Origin of the sequence: Paenibacillus sp. FSL R5-0749 (assembly GCF_038595085.1) — a bacterium.
In the GTDB taxonomy this organism is placed as follows: Bacteria; Bacillota; Bacilli; order Paenibacillales; family Paenibacillaceae; genus Paenibacillus.
In genome coordinates, this window is sequence record NZ_CP152005.1 from 3,458,117 (window position 1) to 3,478,249 (window position 20,133).

The window sequence follows — 20,133 nt, forward strand, 5'->3', positions numbered from 1 at the left end:
TTATTCTCCCCGTTTCGGCGGTTGCACATCTGCAGGAACGAGGCAATCATAGGCTTCTCCGCCGAGTCTGTCCCGTAATTCCTGTTGTGCTTCCTTGATGATCTCTGGATGTAAAATGGACTCAATAGCCGTAGCCGCCATTGCTTTGGCTGCGAGCAACATACCCTTGTGAGCAAAGCTGCTCTTACCCTGAGCAACGGTCTGCCATGCGTGAAGCGGCGTTCCAAATGCCATCGTCGTTGTAATACACTGCGCCGTCGGCACATTCCAGCTGACATCGGCTACATCGGTTGAACCACCCATGAATGTTTCCTTCTCATCCGAATAAGGGGCAATAAAGTTCGGCAGCGGCCGTTCGGCCAGAAGAGGAGCAAGCTCAGGACCAACTAACGCGCCAGCTTCCTGCTGATTTTGGAGCGGCAGCGTGTCATAGATCTCTTTGGCATAATTGTATTCATTCTCTTCATAATCAGGAGCACCGAAGGCAACGAGATGCTGATGCATCACATTTTCAAGCGTACTGTTCGGAATCAGGTTGGCGCAGGCGCCTTCATATCTGAAGTCCATCGTTGTTTCGGTCATCAAGGCAGCGCCTTCTGCCACTTTTACCAGACGTTCAAACAGATTGCGTACCTGTGCGCTCTTGGGAGCTCGAACGAGATACGTGACCTCGGCTTCTGCTTGTACTACATTGGGTGCCAAGCCGCCTGAGTTCGTGATCGCATAATGAATTCTGGCCTGATCAATCATGTGTTCCCGCATATAATTCGAACCGATATTCATCAGCTCAACCGCATCGAGAGCACTACGTCCCAGGTGAGGAGCGGCAGCAGCATGAGCACTAATACCTTTGAAGGTAAATGTACCGTGAATGACTGCATTGGAGCTTCCATGCATAACGGCATTCATAGAATGAGGGTGCCAGGAGAGGGCAGCATCTACATCTTTAAAATAACCTTCCCGAGCCAGATAGGTTTTACCATATCCACTTTCCTCGGCGGGACATCCATAAAAGCGCACCGTACCGGGGGTCTCCGGATGTTCCTGGAGATAGTCTTTGACAGCCACTGCTGCAGCCAATGCACCGATGCCGAGCAGATTATGCCCGCATCCATGACCGTTTCCCCGCGGTTGAACAGGTTGATATGTACTGATTCCGGCTTCCTGGCTGAGATCAGCCAGCGCATCGTATTCGCCTAAGAGAGCAATGACGGGCAGGCCTGAACCATACGAAGCAATAAATCCAGTTTCTAATCCTGCCACACCTTTCTCGATCGCGAAGCCTTCGGATTCCAGTATCCCCATGAGCAGCTCTGCTGATTGGAATTCATCGAATCGGGTCTCTGCAAACTCCCAGATTTGGTCACTGGCATTGGTGAACATATTGCGTTTTCCTTCAATGGCTTCCGAGAGATATTGGGTCAAATCTACAGTTGTAGTCATAATTCATAGCACCCCTTATTCGTTAAAATGGTTGGTTTGTAGTATAAACCTGCACTAAATATCGAAGCAGCATGTGGCTGCAAACTCGTATGTTTAGACCGCTTTTGCTTGCATCTCAGTCGTGTTACCCTGATCCGAATTCGAACGACGGGAGAACATCAGTGTAATGGAGCAGATCAGCGCAAAAGCGATCAGCATGATGAAGGCAGTGGCGTAAGACCCCCCGGAGGCTTCAACCAGGAATCCGATCAGCATCGGAGTGAGGAAACCTGCAAGCTGTGCACCTGTATTGATGAATCCATTGGCTGTCGCAACGACAGATTCGGGCATCGTTTTAAGGGACTTTGAAATGATCAGTGTTGAGATAAATCCGGCCATTGCCGTAACGATTGTCATGTACGTAATGAATGTGGTGATGCTGCCCGCGGAGCCCATCAGATACAGGAACAAGGCCACAAGTACACCGAACACGGAAGCGATCATTCGATCTTTGCCAGCGGGAATGCGGTCAAGCACGTAGCCACTGAGAATCATGGTGAAAATGCTGACCAAAGCCGGAATCGCAGCGAGTAGTCCCATCTGAGTCATATCCAGTCCTCGGACATTGACCATATACGTCGGCATCCAGGATTGAAGCCCCCAGTTCACTGCATAAATGCTGAAGTAGCTGATGAACAAATTCCAGATCATGGGTGTCTTCAGGACGGTTTTCAGCGACGTTTTGGGTGGTAGACCCGAGCTGGAGGCCGAAAGTGCAGGCTTGGCGGGTTCTTTTAATAAAAAGAACATCAAGGCTGTGATGAGGATGCCCCCTGCACCAATGATATAGAACAGGTTGCGCCAGCCAATGGTCACAAGGGCATGTCCGGTAAGAATCGGAGTAATTACCCCCATAATGGCTGCCGATGACAGCATAATGGACATGGCTCTACTTCGCTGATTAACGGGAAAATTCGTGGCAATCGCCTTGGAACCGGAAGGGAAGAAGCTGCCTTCTCCGATACCAAACAGGAAACGAACAAAGATGAGAGAGAACAGCGACCAGGCTGAACCAGTCAAAATAGTAAATACGGACCAGGAGAATAAGGAAACGAGAATAACTTTGCGATAACCGAAACGGTCGGCAAGGGCTCCGCCTGGAATTTGCATAATGGCATATCCCAGAAAAAAGCTGCTGAGGATGATTCCTTGTGCGGAAGCACCAAGGCCCAGATCCTGAGTAATGCCGACAATGGCATAGTTGATGACAAAGCGGTCCAGGTTGCCAAGACACCAGCCGAGAAACAAGAGAGTGAGAACAATGTACTTGAAGTTTTTACTGTGCATGATTTTAGACATCGCGTTACCTTCTTTCTCATCAAATGTTAACTAAATTTCTGTGTTGCTTTAAAGTTACATGATGTAGGGGTTTCAAGACAATGTATATCTCTGTATAATTATCTGAATCAAGATGTGAAAACCTACATTGACAGGAGGCGGCTAGGTTGAATGGAATCTTACATAAAGTCTTGCAGGAACGCTTGGGGAATTGCGATTATGAGGTATGGATCAGTAGTAACTGGACGGATTGGGTACTGATTGAAGCGATCGGCAGTAGAGAAGGGACACCGCCTTTTTTTGTAGAACATCTTCCACTGCAGCATCCCAAAGTAGAACAGGAATCAGAAGAAGTTATGTTAGTTTTCATTCCATACAATAACAATATATGTGTGGCTATCCGGGTTTTTAAGAATTTGGAGTTTTCTGCGGAAGATTTAGTTACACTGTCGTCTTTGCTATACCCATACTATACGGAAGCTGTCGCAAACAAGAATGAACGTGCTTTGAATGAAATCATGAACAGCATTAGGGACGTGACTCAACTTCTGGATCTGAACGAGTTGCTTGGGCGGATTCTGGTAAGTGCACTATCGGTTATCCCTTATGAATGCATTGGTGTGTTGTGGAGGTATGACCCTGCAATCGACGCATTGACGGTTAAGGCAAGAGCAGGGGAGATGGGCGAAGGCATGCTAAGAATGAAACTGAAGCCAGGTGAAGGGATCATTGGGAACACCTTTAAGCGAGGTACACCGAAGCTCTATAACGGTTTATCCTCAGTAGAAGATGATTTTGGCAACATGACAATGGACAACAAATATCATCTGAATTCGGCGTACAATTTTCAAAATATAGGTTCAATCATTTCGGTGCCGATCAAGGTGGAAGGCCAATCGGATTGTGTGTTAATCGTTTATCAAAAAGGGAAGGTCCCCCTATTCACGGAGTCAGATGTGCGGCTCCTGCAAAGTTTTGCTGATCAGGTTTCAATTGCCATCACGAATGCCAAACTGTACGAGAACCTGAGCAAACAGAACGCAACACTCATGAAACGAGATGAGATTCACTCCTCACTCATGCGCCTTTCGTTGCAAAATAAGGGCGCGTTATCGATCGTTAACGAACTGGTGCGTGTTATTGGCGTACCGATGACCTTTGTGGATTTTATCGACAATGAATGGATTCCAAAACGAAACAAAGTCATGAACGGCTGGAATACGGAAAGTCTTCGCACCTTGTACGAATCCTTGCACCATCCGGATTATCTGACGTGTATCGAGGGGGAAGCTGACCGGCCGTATCAATATCTGTATCCCATTGCTTCAGCCAATCAGTGCCTGGGTTATCTCATTATCCAGATGAACACAAAGCTAGAACCGCTACAATTAATTGCGCTGGAGCAGGGAAGCTCTATTTTGGCCCTGGAATTGATGCGCAAGCAGTCCCTAGCCGAATTTTATTTCAAAAAAACACAGCAATTTTTCAACGATCTAAGGCTCAGTCAGGATTCCGAGGATTACTGGCAGAAGTCCGGGGAGATTGGAATCGTTCCTTCAACCGCCATTGTGGTGGGACTGTTGGAGTTTGCGGAGTGGGTCAACCCTTCTACGCTTAGCGCGTTGACTGTTCAATTGGTAGCGTATCTAAGAGAGAAAATGCCAGCAGGAGCGGTGCCCATTGCATTTGGTAATGAAAGACGAATTACAGTGTTGCTTGTGCTGACAGAATCGAACAAACCGGGCAAACTGGAACAACAGTTCAGCGCATTGCTGCCGGGATGGGAACATCGTAATCATGTGAAATTGTTGGGGGGATTAAGTTCCGTGCGGTCTGGAGTCGATGCCATTAATACGGGATACCAGGAAGCGGACAAGGCGCTTGCATATCAGAAGACAAGGGGGGAACAAGGCACAATCCGATATACGGATATTGGTGTTAATCGATTGTTTATCCGGCAACCGGCTGAGGATTTGAATGCATTTATGGCAGAGATCTTTGAGCCCCTTCGGCCTGCCAAAGGGCAGACCGGTGGACTAGAGGAAACCCTCATGACGTATATGGCTTGCGGAAGTTCTGCAGTCCAGGCTGCGGCAGCACTTCATATTCATATCAATACGTTGTATCAGCGTATTCATAAAATCGAAGAGATTCTGGACATGTCCCTGAGTAATCAGGAGCATCTGCTTCATCTTCAACTGGCCTGTTATCTAAGGCAGACATATCGTTCATCGTGATTTTCAAATTAACCTACTCCAGATCATGAATCAAACGTCTCACCCACATAATGAAACGAGTGAATATGAGTTTTGGTCAGTTCGATCACATTCTTGATAAAAACATCACGTGATTCATGATATCCGCTTAATATCCAATTGTTCAATAGTCCAAAAAAACCGTAGGCGGTATAGTACTTGAAATAGTCCATGTTCACCGGGGAGTTATTGATCGTCTCAAAGACAAACTGTTCCTGATAGATTTTGAGTATAGTTTGGGGGAAGCCTGTATGTAGACCGGGTAACGTGTCATCGTATTGAATCAGTTCGAAGAAGTCTCGGTTTTCATAGATATAATCCACGATTTGAAAAGATTCGGCGTCCAGCTTGTTTGTTGAAACCTTTTGACCGTGCCAATAGGGCCTACCTACTGCCCCTCTTAATCCTTGAAGTGTTGTACTCAGCAATTCTTCAGCGAGAAGATATTTGTCCTGGTAGTGTAAATAAAACGTGCTGCGATTGTAACCCGCCTGATCAACGATGTCCTTGACAGACACACCATGAAAGCCTTTTTTCTTAATGAGCTGAATCAGAGCGGTTTTTAGGTGCTCCTTGGTTCGATTACGATGTTGAGCTGTCACAATAAGTTCATTATTCATTCGAAAAAACTCCTATAAATATAGACATATTTTTATGAAGTGTCCACGAGGTAGACACTTGGTCATATCTTAATGATTGGAATGTTACAACTTTAAGCATAGAATTAGTTTTGTAAACATCATATAGCACTATTTATATAGGCGCTATTCAAAATATTATACTGGGGGATTTATTCATGGGCAAACTACAGGATAAAGTAGCAATTATTACAGGAGGAGCATCCGGAATCGGCGCAGCAACAGCTCGCCTGTTCGTTTCCGAGGGAGCCAAAGTGGTTTTGGTCGATCTGAATGAAGAAAAAGGCAAGGCGTTCGAACAGGAACTGAAAGCGCTTAATGCGGAAGCTCTCTTTATCAAAGCAAACATCACGAGTGAAGAAGAGGTTGCCGAGATGTTCAAACAAACCGTCCAAGCCTTCGGTCAAGTGGATATCGTATTCAACAATGCGGGAATCGGACGAGTTCATCCAACGCATGAGCTTGACTACGCCGAATGGCGTAATACGGTCAATGTTGATCTGGACGGCGTTTTCTTGGTGGCTCGTGAATCAATTCGCGAAATGCTGAAAATTGGCGGCGGCACAATCGTCAACACGGCATCCATGTACGGATGGGTTGGTTCGCCTGGTTCAGCAGCTTACAATGCAGCTAAAGGTGGCGTTGTGAATCTGACTCGTTCCCTCGCGCTGGAGTATGCTGAGCAGAATATTCGGGTGAACTCCCTTTGCCCAGGCTTCATCGATACACCGATTATCCCGGAAGAGAGCAAACAAGCACTTGCTGCATTAACACCGATGAAACGTCTTGGTCAAGCAGAAGAGATGGCGAAAGCCGTTCTGTTCCTCGCTAGCGATGATTCTTCCTATATGACAGGAAACAGCCTGATCATTGATGGAGGATACACTGCACAATAAGTGTAGCAATTGTCAAAGCACACAAGAAAGAACATAGTTCCATTAAAAGTCGCTAATCTAGCGGCTTTTTTTATTTTATTGGTATAAGAGCAGTTCCCGAGCCAATGACAACTAGCAAATAGCCCGTTTAGCTACTCATAATAGATGGCCTCATAAGGAAACTCCAACTTATTCAAGCGATATTCTTTGGGTGACATGGACATATATTGCCGAAAAACTTTGCCGAAATAGCTTGGGCTCTCAAAGCCGCATTGTTGACCAATTTGGGAAATCGGAAGTTCCGTTGTGCGGAGAAGTCTAACTGCTACCTCAATGCGTCTGTCTTTGAGATAGGCGAGCGGTGATGTTTTCTCCGATCTCTGAAATAACCTGCACAAGTAGTGTTTATTGATATCGCAATGACTGGCCAGCAGATCTAACGTTAACGGAGAAGCATAATTCTCCCGGATGAACTTTTTACATTTCTCGATTGTTGTTATGGAAAGGGCACCAATATCCCTCTCCGCATCCCGACTCGTCTGCACCAAGATTAGCAACCAGCGGTAGATTTGCATAGACAAACGATACTTGTCGGTGACTTTATCCTGATGAATCAAATGGATGATTTGCCATAACTCTTGAATCAAGGGAGAATCTGCGTTTCGTCGAATGACATGTCCCTCATTATCATGGATCATATCCCAAATTCGGTTGGCTTCATCCCCGCGAATGTTAATCCATATAAATTCCCATGGTTCGTTATTCTCTTGTTTATAGTAATAGCAATGTTCTCCGGAGATTTTAACAAGTAGGGCATGTCCCTTGGGTAAAGGAATCGTTTGATTATCAATATCCAGATAACCTTGACCATTAAGTGTGTATTGAAAAACAACGTGTCCCGGGTCCGGTCTATCATCACTGGGACAACGATATTCCTCGCTCGAAACGATCTGCCATCCAATAGAGTCCAGTGTCATGATTGATGTATCGTCATTACGAAAAGCGTAAGATACCGTATGAACCATACGTGAATCTCCTTCCTGAAAAAGTCAATTATTTTATATAATACGTCACATTTTTTAGATTGTCTGTCTTTTTTTAGACCTGTAAGATAAATGTAAGCGGTAACATAAAGAGGAGGTGGCTGTAAATTGTGTCCCTATGACAACAAGCAGGGCAGGATCGAACTGTTGATTCTAAAAACGAATTTTTAGATAAGGAGGCGTAAATCGAATGATCCGAAGAACTGTTTCCATCCAGAAATCGATGTTTGTATCTTTTTTAGCACTCCTTATGGTTATTTCTCTGGCTGTTCCTCCAGCACCGATGCGTGCAGAGTCTTCTTCAAACAACATGCCGGGTCGCCAAGCAGAATACCTGAACCGGGGGTTGGTTGCGGTTCTTGTAGACAACGGTGTTTTTCTGAGCTGGAGGTATTTAAACAACGACCCAGATGATATCGCTTTCAATATATATAAAAACGGAACCAAAGTGAATACGTCGCCCATAAGCGACGTGACAAACTATGTCGACACCACGGGTTTCGACAGCTCGCAATATCAGATATCCACTGTTGTTTCAGGCAAGGAGCAGATGCAGCCGGAGGTTGTATCGGTCTGGCATAACGATTATCTGCCTATTCCGCTGGATAAACCGGCCGACGGACGGACCAAGGACGGTGGAACCTACTCCTATTATGCAGGTGATGCTTCCGTAGCTGACTTGGACGGGGATGGCGAATATGAAATCGTCTTCTTATGGAGTCCGAGTAACTCCAAGGACAATTCGCAGGCCGGTTATACGGGCAACGTCTATATCGATGCCATCAAACTGGATGGCACGAAGCTGTGGAGGATTGACCTGGGCGTAAACATCCGTGCCGGAGCGCACTACACACAGTTAATGGTGTATGACCTGGATGGCAACGGAAAGGCCGAGGTTGTTGTTAAGACAGCGGACGGCACGAAGGACGGCCAAGGCACAGTTATTGGTGACGGGACGAAGGATTATCGCAATGACGGCGGATACATACTGTCAGGGCCGGAATATCTCACGCTGTTTGACGGTGAGACTGGCGCAGCCGTATCCACGGTGAATTATGATCCGCCAAGAGGCAACGTAAGTGATTGGGGGGATGGTTATGGCAACCGTGTAGACCGTTTTCTTGGCGCCATTGCTTATCTGGACGGTACGAAACCAAGCGTCGTGATGAGTCGGGGTTACTATACCCGCACTGTGCTTGTTGCTTATGATTATGTTGGTGGAGAACTCGTCAAACGCTGGACGTTCGACACCAACGAAGCAGGATCACAATATCAAGCACAGGGCAACCACAATCTGAGTGTACTGGATGCTGACCATGACGGCAAAGACGAGATTATGTTTGGCGCCCTAGCTATAGACGATGACGGCAGCTTGATGTACAGCACCGGACTTGGACACGGTGATGCCATGCACGCCGGTCAGCTTGACCCGAATCGGGATGGCTATCAGGTCGTCAGTGTTCACGAGCATTCAGATGCGGCGTACGGACTGGAGATGCGCGATGCCTCCACAGGTGAAATCCTCTGGGGTGAGAAAACAGGTTTTGACACCGGTCGCGGGATGTCGGCGGACATCGATCCGAACTATCCGGGCTACGAATCATGGGCCACGACCGTTACCAACGGGCAAAGTGTACCTGTAACCAATACCTATTCTGCTGCAGGAAATGCGATCTACACGGTGGACGAAGGGCCCAAAACTGCCAACTTCGCCATCTGGTGGGACGGAGATCTTCAGCGGGAGCTGTTTGACCATCAGTGGGATAATAGTACCGCCAAAGGAATTCCACTCATTTACAAATGGGATTACGAAAATAAAAAGCTGAATGAAATCTTCCGGGCAACCGGTACGTTAACGAACAATCATACCAAAGGTAATCCGGCGCTTCAGGCGGACATTCTGGGCGACTGGCGTGAAGAAATTCTGCTGCGGAGCGAAGATAGCTCGGAATATCGTCTCTACACAACGACCATTCCTTCGGATTATCGCATCCCTACGCTGATGCAGGACCCTGTGTATCGACTTGGCGTAGCATGGCAAAATGTATCTTACAATCAGCCGCCTCACACCGGCTTTTATCTCGGAGCAGAAGCTACAGCATTCCCGAAAGCCGATCTGGCGCTGACCCGCGAAGCAGAAATGCCGCAACAGGTTTACCGTTTTGATTTTGGTACAGAGACAGCGTCAGGAAGTACGGCTATACAGGACACATTATATACACAAGAGAAGGGATACGGCTTCAAGGATGCAAGCGGGGTTACCGTAGGCACAAACGAGGTTTCGGTTGTAACAGGTACGACATTCGCTGTTGACCTGCCAAATGCCAACTATAAGGTGACGCTGCGATTGGGCAGTGATGCGCATAACTCCAACGTGGGGGTCAAATCCGAATTCGTTCAGAAGCTCGCCGTAACAAATGTGACAGCGGGAGCACCGCTCGAGTATTCCTATGATGTTGCATTGGTGGATGGACAGCTTGATCTGCTCTTCACCGGTACAGCCATAGACATCCAGGATGTCATCATCGAAAGATACCCAGAGAAAACGGCTGGTGCGGCAACAACGATCTATATGGCTGGTGATTCAACCATGCAATCTTACAGTGAAGCGCAGGCTCCTCAAGAAGGATGGGGCCAGCAGTTCGGACGTTATTTCTCCAATGGGGCAGTCGTCGTGAACGATGCGATCGGTGGTCGAAGCAGCAAATCCTTCATGGTAGACGGTCGTCTCGATACGATCCTGCAGCGAATTAAGCCGGGGGACTTCTTCTTCATTTCCTTTGGACATAATGACGCCAGTGCAGGGATACCTGACCGGTATGCCTCACCGGAGGACTATAAGATCTACTTGGCTCGTTATGTAAACGGTGCCAAACAGCGCGGCGCTACCCCGGTATTACTCACTCCGGTGGGACGCCGGGATTTCAATACAGTGACTCAGGAATTCAATGTCAGCTTCCCGGCATATGTGCAGGCAGCGAAAGAAGTGGCGGAGGAACTTGACGTGCCGCTGATTGATCTTAGCAAGTTAAGTATTGCGTACTACGACAAAATTGGTAATACAGCTACAGAAAAAGTATTCCTATATGCTAATCCGGGTGAATATCCAAAATACCCGAATGGAATCAACGATAATACTCATTTTAGCAGTTATGGTGCACAGAAAATTGCCGGTCTCGTTGCTGGTGCGGTCAAAGACATGGGGCTGAGTATCTCATCGCTGGTCATTGACCCTGATATTTCCGAACCCGAACCAGAGCCGGAAACCCAGCTCTATGAGGAGGATTTTGAAGGCGACCCTTCGGGCTACCAGTATGCGATGGTCAATGCCACGGGTATTGCAGGAACCATGGCGGGAACGGTGGTTGAACAGTCCGGGAATAAGGTACTGTCTGTCACAGGATCTGGATCAGGCAATCGGGCCAAGGTGTTCCGTCTGTTTGATGCCGTAAACGGCGATCAGGTAAAGGTAAACTTTGACTGGCAATCCGGTAATGTGAGTGCCTATCCGTCAGAAGGTCACCTCACGGTCCAGGATTCCAACGAAAATGCCCTGTTCACACTGTACACCAAAACCGGAAGTACCAAAATTCATTATTATATCGGTGCATATAATCCGGACTACGGCACAGGAGATACAGCTATACCCGAAGGGGGAACGGCTACTGAGATTTCCAAGAACCAGTGGGTCACTGTGGATGCGACCATTAATTTTGCGAAGAAAACGTTGGATCTCACATTAACAGATGTGGCGAATCCGACCGTTACACAAACAATTAAAGATATCCCTATGAGTTCCATCGCATATGCCGACAATGTCAGAGCGATTCGATTCCTCGGAACAAGAAAAGGCGGTGGAGGCACGTTGAACTGGACTACCCAGATCGACAACGTGCGGATTGAAGGCACGCAGCTTCCTTCGGATGGTGGCGATCAGACGGCATTAATCGCTCTGTACGATGAGATTAAAGCACTGGATCTGTCGGATTATACAGATGCATCAAAGGCCGTGGTGAACCGGGCTTTGACAGCAGCGGAAGCGATATTTAATACGGAAGCCACTCAGGCTCAAGTTGACCATGCGTTTAATATGTTAACTGTGGCAAAGGATTCATTGACAAGTGAACCGAGCGAAGAAATAAGTGAATACCGATTTGATTTTGGTTCCGGCGGTGCTGCCGAAGGATACATCAAGGTAGATGCCAAGAGAGCGTACATCGAAGGCAACGGTTACGGTTTTGCCGATACTGCACTGACCGAAGATGAGAACCGGGAGACCGGGGATGCGCTCAAAGAGGATTTCACACGAGTAAATGGCACCTCCTTCCTGGCGGAAATGGAGCCGGCCAATTATCGGGTAACGATGACCATCGGGGATGCAGAGGAATCAACCAGCGCAAATGTTGTTGTGGAGCAAATGACCAAGTTGCCGCTCACAACGGTTGCCAAGGGCGAATTCAAAGAAATTACGTACGATATTGCTCTGATTGATGGGGTATTTAACTTCAACTTCACCGGAAATGCACCGAAGATCAATGCGCTGAAGCTGGAGCGTCTGCCAGATCACAGCGCAAGCGATAAACCTGTTATATATTTGGCGAGCGATTCAACTGTGGCCAATTACGCGGAGAGCTACCGTCCACAAGCAGGTTGGGGCGAAACGTTGGGTGGATATTTTGATGCAAATGAAGTCAGCATTGATAACCGGGCAGTTGGCGGTTTGAGCAGCAAGACCTTCTTGGTCGGCGGATATCTCAATGATATTCTGCTCGACATTCACGAAGGCGATTATCTGTTCATGCAGTGGTCTCATAACGATTCCACACCTTCACGTCCGGAGCGTTATCTTACGCCAGAGCAGTTTAAGGTATATCTGAAAGAATACATTAACGGTGCTCTTCAAAGAGGGGCGATCCCGGTTCTGGTTACGCCAGTGAATCGTCGTGATTTTACCGGAGAAGTGCTGAACAAAAGCTTCCCGGAATACGTACAGGCGATGAAAGAGACGGCGCAGGAAACGGAGACACTCCTCATCGATCTCAATCAGGCCAGTTGGGAGCATTTTCAGGAACTTGGCACTGAAGGAACCAAATCGATATTCATGTGGGTAGGTACAACCGAAGACAACACACATTTGCAGATGAACGGTGCAATCAAGGTGTCTGAACTCGTGGCAGGCCTTGTCAAAGATTTAAATATCCCTTTATCTGATTTTGTCACACTGGAAGGGGAATCACCGGAACAGGAAGCCCCGCATACTAAGGCAACTGTGGAAGGGGAATCGCAGAACGACTGGTATACTTCTCCTGTACAAGTGACCTTTACAGCAACCGATGAAGACTCCGAAATCGAAGGGACCTATTATCAAATTAATGGTGGCGAAACGGTGAGTGGCACGCAGTTGACCCTAGCTGAAGAAGGTACACATACGATCACCTACTGGAGCGTCGATGTTGACGGTAACAAAGAGAGCGAACAATTGTTGTCCATATCCATTGATCTCGTACCACCAACCATTGAAATTCATGGTCAAACCGAGTACACCATTGATCAGCACGTGGAAATTGGCTATACCGCTTCCGATACGGCATCCGGTGTGGCTGAACCGGAGGGTGTGCTTCTGGACACTCCGGCGTATACACTGGAACCCGGCCTAAATCAGGTTACGGCAACCGTCTCCGATGTGGCTGGGTGGGAACAGACGGTAGAATATCGTTTTGCGGTTATTGCTACATTCGACAGCCTGATCAATCTGACCAACGCCTTTGCAGTTGATTCGATCGATCCGAATGCCGGTGTTCTTGCTGATCAGCTCACAAACACGTTACAGCAGGCCAAACAGGCAGCAAACGATCGTGAAGGAGCAAAAGCGCGTCAATTGCTTGCATCCTACGGTAATGACGTCCAATCAGCTAGAGGAACCGTATTTACAGATGAGCAGGCAAGTGTGCTAATCAAGTGGGGGGAATGGCTCCATCAGGCAACGCCACTCGCAAACGGGGCCCCTGGCACTCCGGTCTTGTCTGACAATAATGGTTATGACACGGGTCTCAAAGACGGGGACTATACCGTCACAATGAATCTGTGGTGGGGAAATAACGGCAATCAGTTCAAGCTGTATGAGAATGGTGAATTGATTAAGGAAATTTCCCTGGTGGATCAATCCCCATCTGCCCAATCTGTGCAAGTTGATATTACTGGTAAGAAAAATGGCACCTACATCTATACGGGGGAATTAATCAATGCACTGGGTACAACCATGAGTACGCCGCTGACAGTTGTTGTCACGGATGCTTCTCCGGGGCAAGCCGTTCTGTCGCATGACAACTGGGACGGTGACGGCAACTTTAATGTCACCATGAATCTATGGTGGGGAACAAACGCAACCGAATACGAACTTTACGAAAATGGTGTAAAGATTGATACACAATCGCTGCAATCTCACTCACCTGGCGCACAGTCTGCGGTTACCGCAATCTCTGAAAGGGCACCTGGAATCTATGAGTATGAAGCTGTGCTTCGTAATCCTTCGGGGGAAACCAGATCAGCCAAATTAAATGTGACGGTGCGCGAGTAACTGAGAGGTTTGAGGCATTCCATTATCCACAATGAAATAAAGTAGGTTAGGTTTATAAAAAAAGTGCTATTCCTCATCCATTCGAGGAGTAGCACTTTCTACTTATTTTGCGATAAAATTGTAAAGAGAGTCCATTTTGAGGGAAGAAGGTGCACTTTGAGCAGCAAAATCCATGAATTTATGAGTTGGGCTGAGTCAAACGGTTGGATCATAACTCAGAAATCGAATTGTCATTTAGATTTAGATGTTAGTTTCATAACTAGATACAAAGTTATTCCTGAAGAATATTTAGATTTTTTACGTGTTATGGAACGATGCATTACTCCTGATGAAAAGACATGGTTCCTTTGTGAGAGTGAATACAAAAATAGCTCAGATGCTGATTTTCAATGGAATGAATTTGAACTGCTCAGCTTGGAAGCAGCAAACGAGGACGATCAATGGAGATCAGAAATAACGACATGGTGGAATCATTATCTACCAATCATGATTTCTGTTAACGGTGTTTATTCCTTCTATGCTATTGACTTATCCAATGAAATAGGAGCCATCGTATATGGAGAAGAACCAGAATTTGAAGAAATTAAAAAAGTGGCTAATCATCTGAATGATTTTATGGAACTCATTATGTCGAAATCAATAGCACTTTATTGAGCAAATTTTGATCCTTTTAGAGAACTTCATTTATTAATCTCTTAGATCTTACCATCCACTATGAAAGCGTTTGACATATTTGAATATCAATCTATAATGATGAAAGGAAATTGGACTTGGAGCAAGCTTCCATACACAGGAAGCTTGCTGTTTCATTTTCAGAAGGAGAATAGGTTCCCATGACTCTTAAAAAAAGAATATTTTTACTGTTCTTTCTCAGTGCGTTTATCCCTTTTATCAGCATATTTGCAATCTCTTATTATACTATTGACTCCATCTTCGCCAATAAAATTGATGATGGCATCCGTAGCAATTTACAGCAGGTCACGTCCTCATTGGACAATTCAATCACCAATATGAATCACGTTACCCAGCAATTGTCCTACAGGGGAACTTTGGGCAAAAGCATGGATGAATTCTTGAATCCGTCCTCTGATATCTTTCAATTGATTGAGGCCAGGGACGAATTAAAGAGCGAGTTAAGTGTGGTCACATTTACCAATCCCAACATCGGACTGACACTATATTACTTTGATAAAGAAGGTACAACGCAGTTTAGCAACTTTCCAATCAAGGATCGTTTATCTTTTGACTCTTTACCTGTGCTCTTTCAAACCTATGGCATTAAATACTATGGCCCTCATATCAGTATGAACCGATTCGATGACCAACTCGTTCTGTCCGCTATGCGAAAAGTACAACTCTCCAAGAGGGACGATGTGTACATTTACGTGGAGTCCGGCTTTCGGCTTACACAGGATATCTTGGGTTACAATCAATACAACGGCGCATTATCTCACCTCATCCTGGATGGTACAGGAAACATTGTGTACAGTGAGATACCGGAGGCCATGAAGGTCGGCGAGAATTTCTCCAGCTTAACAGCCGATCCTGCGAAGGACGGAATATCCCGAGGGTATCACTGGTTCAAGGAGGATTCCTCACAGAAATGGAGTGTCGTATCGGTCATTTCGCAGGCTCAATATCAACAGGAGAAAAACCAGTGGTTGCTTCAAATTTTGCTGGTCGCTTTATTTTTCCTCGGCTTTACCGTGTTTCTCGCTTGGCTCCTGTGGAAGATGGTATACAAACCACTCGGGCTGTTCCATTCGGAAATCGATGGGATGTCCAAGAATCCTCAAACGACCGGGAGCCGAGCTCGTACTCAGATTCCCGAATTTGATTTTCTGCTCGGTGAATTTTCGAATATGCAGCATCAGATTGGTGACCTCTTCAAGGAAGTTCAGCAGAAAGAGAAGATTCGTGCAGACCTGGAAGTGGAAAAACTGCTCTATCAGATCAACCCGCACTTTCTGATGAATACACTGGATACAGTGCACTGGTTGGCCGTCATGAATGGTCAAGGGGAGATCGACAAGCTGGTGCAATCATTGAACAAGCTGCTTTATTACAATTTGGGCAAATTAGGGCAAGTATCTACGATGGAAGAGGAGATTGATGCGTTAAGACAATATCTGATTTTGCAGCAAATTCGCTATGACTTTGAATTTGACGTCCGCATTACTGCAGATGAACAAGTGCTTCAAATTCCTGTGCCCCGCTTTATTCTGCAACCGCTGGTTGAAAATTCGTTATATCATGGATTGAGTGACGAAGGTTTTATTCAGATTGAAGTTACATGCACTGCAACGCTGAACATTATGATACAAGATAATGGTGCAGGCATGACCGAAGAAACCATTCATAATCTGCTAAACAATCGTGTAGCTGAACAACAAAAAGTAGGGATGGGCATCGGGCTCAATTACGTTCACCGCATGTTGAAGGCACAGTACGGGGACCAAGCACAACTGGTGATCGAGAGTGAATTGGGGACAGGGACAAGCATCCTGCTCGTACTGCCTATTAAAGGAGAAGATATCTCGGCATGATTAAGGTATTAATTGTAGATGATGATAAGTTGGTACGCAAAGGCATTAGCTCTGCGATGCCATGGAACGAGTTCAACATGGAGGTTGTAGGAGAGGCAAGTAACGGGGCGAAAGCACTGGATTTCCTGAAAACCCAACCGGTCGATCTGATGCTGACGGATCTTGCGATGCCCGTTATGTCAGGGATTGAACTGATGCGAGCTGCGAGGCAGCTCTATCCGGAACTTCATATCGTTGTGTTAACCCTGCATCAGGATTTCGATTATATCCAGGAAGCACTTAGACTCGGAGCCATTGACTATATAGCCAAAGTCCAGCTGGAGAAAGAACAATTCGAGCATGTTTTGCAACGGATACATACCCGAATCAACGGGTTGACGAACACGATCAGAAAGATGCCTTCGCAGAATGAAATCAACGTCCATTATCAACATGTGTATGCACTGGTTTCACAGGATCGCAAATCAGAGCCTAAGTGGCCAATGGAGATAACTGCACATGAAGATGAGATTAGGTGGGAGGTTGAGCGTAATAGCTGCATGTGGGCTGTTCGTCCATCGGAAGAGGATCAACTCTTTCATCAATTGAAAGAATTGTTGCATCAAGATGCCCATAGTACGTTGTTGGTTTTGTCTGATGTACAAGAGCGCACATGGTCACAGATCAAAAACTGGATTATGAATTATACAGATACGTCATTTTTCTATGCGTACAACCCCAATAACCAAGTCATTACCGTTTCGATGAATGAGGACAACACAAGTTTAAAAGAACCGCAGGATGAAGATATCGATCGAATTAAGCAAAGTTGGTTCCAGACACCATGGACCCACAGCGACAGTTACTACAACCAACTCATTGACCAGTTTATATCATTACGATTACATAAAGGTCAGTTGATGGGATTGCTGTACTCGATCGTTATGGAATGGAACCACCTTTTTGCCCAAACTACGCTTGGAAGAATCGCCATGATTCATTCTTTTGAGTCCTGGTACGAGGTTGAAGCATGGATCAAGCAGACAGCTGCAAGCATTCAAAAAGCAGATGCCCAGACTTCCTATTCGCAGGAAATCATCGATGCCGTTAAGAAAGCAGTGAGGATCGTACAAAATGATATGGAACACGCCTATACAGCTTCAGGTCTGTCGCAACAACTCAACATCAGCCGAAGTTATTTCAGTCAATGTTTCAAAGATCTGATGGGTAGAACCTTTAATGAGTACTCCCGATATATCCGGGTAGAGAAGTCCAAAGAGTATTTGCTCAATACAAATAATACGATTTTCTGGATTGCGGAGCGAGTGGGGTATACGGATGAAAAGTATTTCAGCCGCATTTTCCGCGAACTGACAGGTCTGCTGCCGAGCGAATATCGGCAGCTGGGTAGAGGAAATAAATAGCCGACAGCCTCCTGTTTTAGGAGCTGCCGGCTTTTGTTTTTGATTAAAAGTCAGGGTGGTTAGACGAATGTAGATCCGTAAGTAGGGTAAATGCTCACAAGTTAACCATACTTCATAATGCGGACTGAAAAATTGTAATCATATCTCTATCCAAACGGACGTGTAATCCCTATCACGATAGGGCTTCACTCCATTTTATAATGAAAGCGCAAACACAAATATTAAACATCAGAAAAAGGGGAATCGAACTAGATGAGAACAAAATGGTCCATGAAAAGCAATCGGTTGACAAAACGTCTGGCCGTGCTGTCCATGTCTGCCTTAATGGTTGCTGCCCTGGCGGCATGTGGAGACTCTTCCACTCCTCCTACTGCAGAAGAAGCAGGCAAATATGAGGTAACGCCTGGAGATCCGTTCAGTGCCTATAAAGACGAAATTACCGTCACCATGGGACGAGTAACCACAGCCAATCCGAAACTGCCGAGTGGTGATACCTATGAGAATAACGCGTATACTCGGCTGGTCAAAGACACGTTTAACGCTCAGATTTCAGATCAATTTGAAGCCAATGGCGAAGATTATAGCCGTCAGGTTTCGCTCGCCATCGCATCCGGGGAATTGCCAGACATGATGCGTGTTGATTCCAAAGATGAATTAAAAGAGCTGGTGGATAATGATCTGATTGAGGATCTGACAACCATATATGATCAATATGCTACGGATAATATCAAGCAGATATACGATTCCTATGATGGCCGTGCATTAGAAAATGCGACGATTGACGGACGTTTAATGGGACTTCCGGCGACTTCTCTGGATTCTGCACCCACGATGGTTTGGGTTCGTCAGGATTGGTTGGATCTGCTCGGGATTCAACTTGATGCAGACGGAGACGGTGCCATCTCGCTCGATGAAGTAGAGAAAACGGCACAGGAATTCCTAGAAAGAGACCCTGGCCAATCCGGAAACCCGGTAGGTATCCCCTTTGTGAACACGATGAATACAACAGATTACAATGGCTCTGCATATACGATGCTGGGTGTGGCCTCAACCGAAGGAGCCTTCCCGCAATATTGGATGAATGGTGAAGACGGCAAAATCGTGTATGGTTCCACGACAGAAGCAACGAAGAAGATGCTCGGTATCATGGCGGATTGGTTCAAGAATGGGATCATTGACCCGCAATTTGGAACCCGCACGTTTGACGATATTACCGCACTCTACGCCAATGGCCAAAGCGGTATTGCTTTTGGACCGTGGCATATCCCTGACTGGGGACTGATCAGTGCCAAACAGATGGATAAAAATGCGAAATTCTCGGCTTATACGCTGGAGGACGCAAGTGGCAAAGTTAACGTGGCGCATGCCAATCCATCCAATCAGTTTATCGTGGTGAGAAAGGGATATGAACACCCTGAACTGGCCGTTAAGATTCTTAACCTGTTCTACGATAAACTGGCCAATGATAAAGATGCCGCTACAACCATGCCGGAAGCTGCCAAGTACCAGGAGACCGGGGTAGACGGATCTACGAGACCTTTTAATATCGAAGTCAACTCGGCTACATCGCTGCTGGATGATTACTCTGACGTTGTTCGTGGGATCAAAGGTGAGATTGGTTTGGATGAGGTTCGAACAACCGAATCGAAAAACAATATCGGCAGCATCAAAACTTATTTGAGCGACATGGATACGGATGATGTGACTGCTTGGTCCAAATATCATTCACGGATCAACGGTGTTGGACTAATCGACAAACTGACACAGGAAAAGAAATTCGAATGGATGACACCTGCTTTCTCTGGAACCACAGCAAGCATGAAACAGACGTGGGCCAATCTGACGAAGCTCGAACAGGAATCGTTTATCAAAATTATAACGGGTTCAGAACCTTTGGATTACTTCGATACATTCGTGAATAACTGGAAAAAACAAGGCGGTGATCAAGTCATTCAGGAAATTGAGGACGAGATCGCATCCAAACAATAACATCTATGAACAGTAGCGGGGCTGCGATACGCAGCCTTTCTTCAACG

At 46.3% G+C, this 20,133-nt stretch carries 11 protein-coding genes; 7 read left to right on the plus strand and 4 right to left on the minus strand.

The annotated features are described in order from the left end of the window. Both MKY85_RS15240 and MKY85_RS15245 read right to left on the minus strand, forming a co-directional pair. Complete coding sequence (locus MKY85_RS15240; protein ID WP_342569931.1) at window positions 1-1,443, minus strand: M20 family metallopeptidase; 1,443 nt, start codon at window positions 1,441-1,443, stop codon at window positions 1-3. Window positions 1,444-1,536: 93 nt separating this feature from the next. After that, window positions 1,537-2,781, minus strand: a complete 1,245-nt coding sequence (locus tag MKY85_RS15245; protein ID WP_342569932.1) for an MFS transporter — start codon at window positions 2,779-2,781, stop codon at window positions 1,537-1,539. A 146-nt stretch (window positions 2,782-2,927) separates the two neighbouring features. On the opposite strand from MKY85_RS15245, the gene MKY85_RS15250 reads away from it, so the two are divergent. Further along, window positions 2,928-4,997, plus strand: coding sequence for a helix-turn-helix domain-containing protein (locus MKY85_RS15250; RefSeq protein WP_342569934.1), 2,070 nt, complete (start codon window positions 2,928-2,930; stop codon window positions 4,995-4,997). A 23-nt stretch (window positions 4,998-5,020) separates the two neighbouring features. Here MKY85_RS15250 and MKY85_RS15255 read toward each other — a convergent pair whose 3' ends face one another. Then, window positions 5,021-5,635: a TetR/AcrR family transcriptional regulator gene (locus tag MKY85_RS15255; protein WP_339233600.1), complete on the minus strand. Its 615-nt coding sequence runs from the start codon at window positions 5,633-5,635 to the stop codon at window positions 5,021-5,023. A 176-nt stretch (window positions 5,636-5,811) separates the two neighbouring features. Here MKY85_RS15255 and MKY85_RS15260 point away from each other — a divergent pair, with 176 nt between their 5' ends. Next, window positions 5,812-6,549 carry an SDR family NAD(P)-dependent oxidoreductase gene (locus tag MKY85_RS15260; RefSeq protein WP_342569936.1) on the plus strand — a complete coding sequence of 246 codons (738 nt, stop codon included), beginning with the start codon at window positions 5,812-5,814 and terminating at the stop codon, window positions 6,547-6,549. 131 nt (window positions 6,550-6,680) lie between these two features. Here the strand turns inward: MKY85_RS15260 and MKY85_RS15265 are convergent, their stop codons facing one another. Next, entirely contained in the window at window positions 6,681-7,553 is an 873-nt protein-coding gene (locus tag MKY85_RS15265) for an AraC family transcriptional regulator (RefSeq protein ID WP_339255308.1), read from the minus strand. 208 nt (window positions 7,554-7,761) lie between these two features. Here MKY85_RS15265 and MKY85_RS15270 point away from each other — a divergent pair, with 208 nt between their 5' ends. The 5 genes from MKY85_RS15270 to MKY85_RS15290 all read left to right on the plus strand — a co-directional run bounded on the left by MKY85_RS15270 (window position 7,762) and on the right by MKY85_RS15290 (window position 20,086). After that, entirely contained in the window at window positions 7,762-14,148 is a 6,387-nt protein-coding gene (locus MKY85_RS15270) for a GDSL-type esterase/lipase family protein (RefSeq protein WP_342569938.1), read from the plus strand. A 156-nt stretch (window positions 14,149-14,304) separates the two neighbouring features. Further along, window positions 14,305-14,802, plus strand: coding sequence for an SMI1/KNR4 family protein (locus MKY85_RS15275; RefSeq protein WP_342569940.1), 498 nt, complete (start codon window positions 14,305-14,307; stop codon window positions 14,800-14,802). Window positions 14,803-14,981: 179 nt separating this feature from the next. After that, complete coding sequence (locus MKY85_RS15280) at window positions 14,982-16,694, plus strand: histidine kinase (protein WP_339233611.1); 1,713 nt, start codon at window positions 14,982-14,984, stop codon at window positions 16,692-16,694. Then, window positions 16,691-18,097: a response regulator gene (locus MKY85_RS15285; RefSeq protein ID WP_342569944.1), complete on the plus strand. Its 1,407-nt coding sequence runs from the start codon at window positions 16,691-16,693 to the stop codon at window positions 18,095-18,097. Before MKY85_RS15280 ends, MKY85_RS15285 begins: the two co-directional genes overlap by 4 nt. Window positions 18,098-18,349: 252 nt before the next feature. Continuing rightward, window positions 18,350-20,086 (plus strand): extracellular solute-binding protein, encoded by a 1,737-nt coding sequence (locus MKY85_RS15290; protein ID WP_339233616.1) that lies wholly within the window; start codon window positions 18,350-18,352, stop codon window positions 20,084-20,086. Window positions 20,087-20,133 lie beyond the last annotated feature (47 nt).

Excerpts from the sequence above, each read along its gene's own strand:
- MKY85_RS15245 (WP_342569932.1), bottom strand. The coding sequence starts at position 2,781 with ATGTCTAAAATCATGCACAGTAAAAACTTCAAGTACATTGTTCTCACT.
- MKY85_RS15270 (WP_342569938.1), top strand. The coding sequence starts at position 7,762 with ATGATCCGAAGAACTGTTTCCATCCAGAAATCGATGTTTGTATCTTTT.
- MKY85_RS15265 (WP_339255308.1), bottom strand. The coding sequence starts at position 7,553 with ATGGTTCATACGGTATCTTACGCTTTTCGTAATGACGATACATCAATC.
- MKY85_RS15240 (WP_342569931.1), bottom strand. The coding sequence starts at position 1,443 with ATGACTACAACTGTAGATTTGACCCAATATCTCTCGGAAGCCATTGAA.
- MKY85_RS15280 (WP_339233611.1), top strand. The coding sequence starts at position 14,982 with ATGACTCTTAAAAAAAGAATATTTTTACTGTTCTTTCTCAGTGCGTTT.
- MKY85_RS15290 (WP_339233616.1), top strand. The coding sequence starts at position 18,350 with ATGAGAACAAAATGGTCCATGAAAAGCAATCGGTTGACAAAACGTCTG.
- MKY85_RS15260 (WP_342569936.1), top strand. The coding sequence starts at position 5,812 with ATGGGCAAACTACAGGATAAAGTAGCAATTATTACAGGAGGAGCATCC.
- MKY85_RS15285 (WP_342569944.1), top strand. The coding sequence starts at position 16,691 with ATGATTAAGGTATTAATTGTAGATGATGATAAGTTGGTACGCAAAGGC.
- MKY85_RS15255 (WP_339233600.1), bottom strand. The coding sequence starts at position 5,635 with ATGAATAATGAACTTATTGTGACAGCTCAACATCGTAATCGAACCAAG.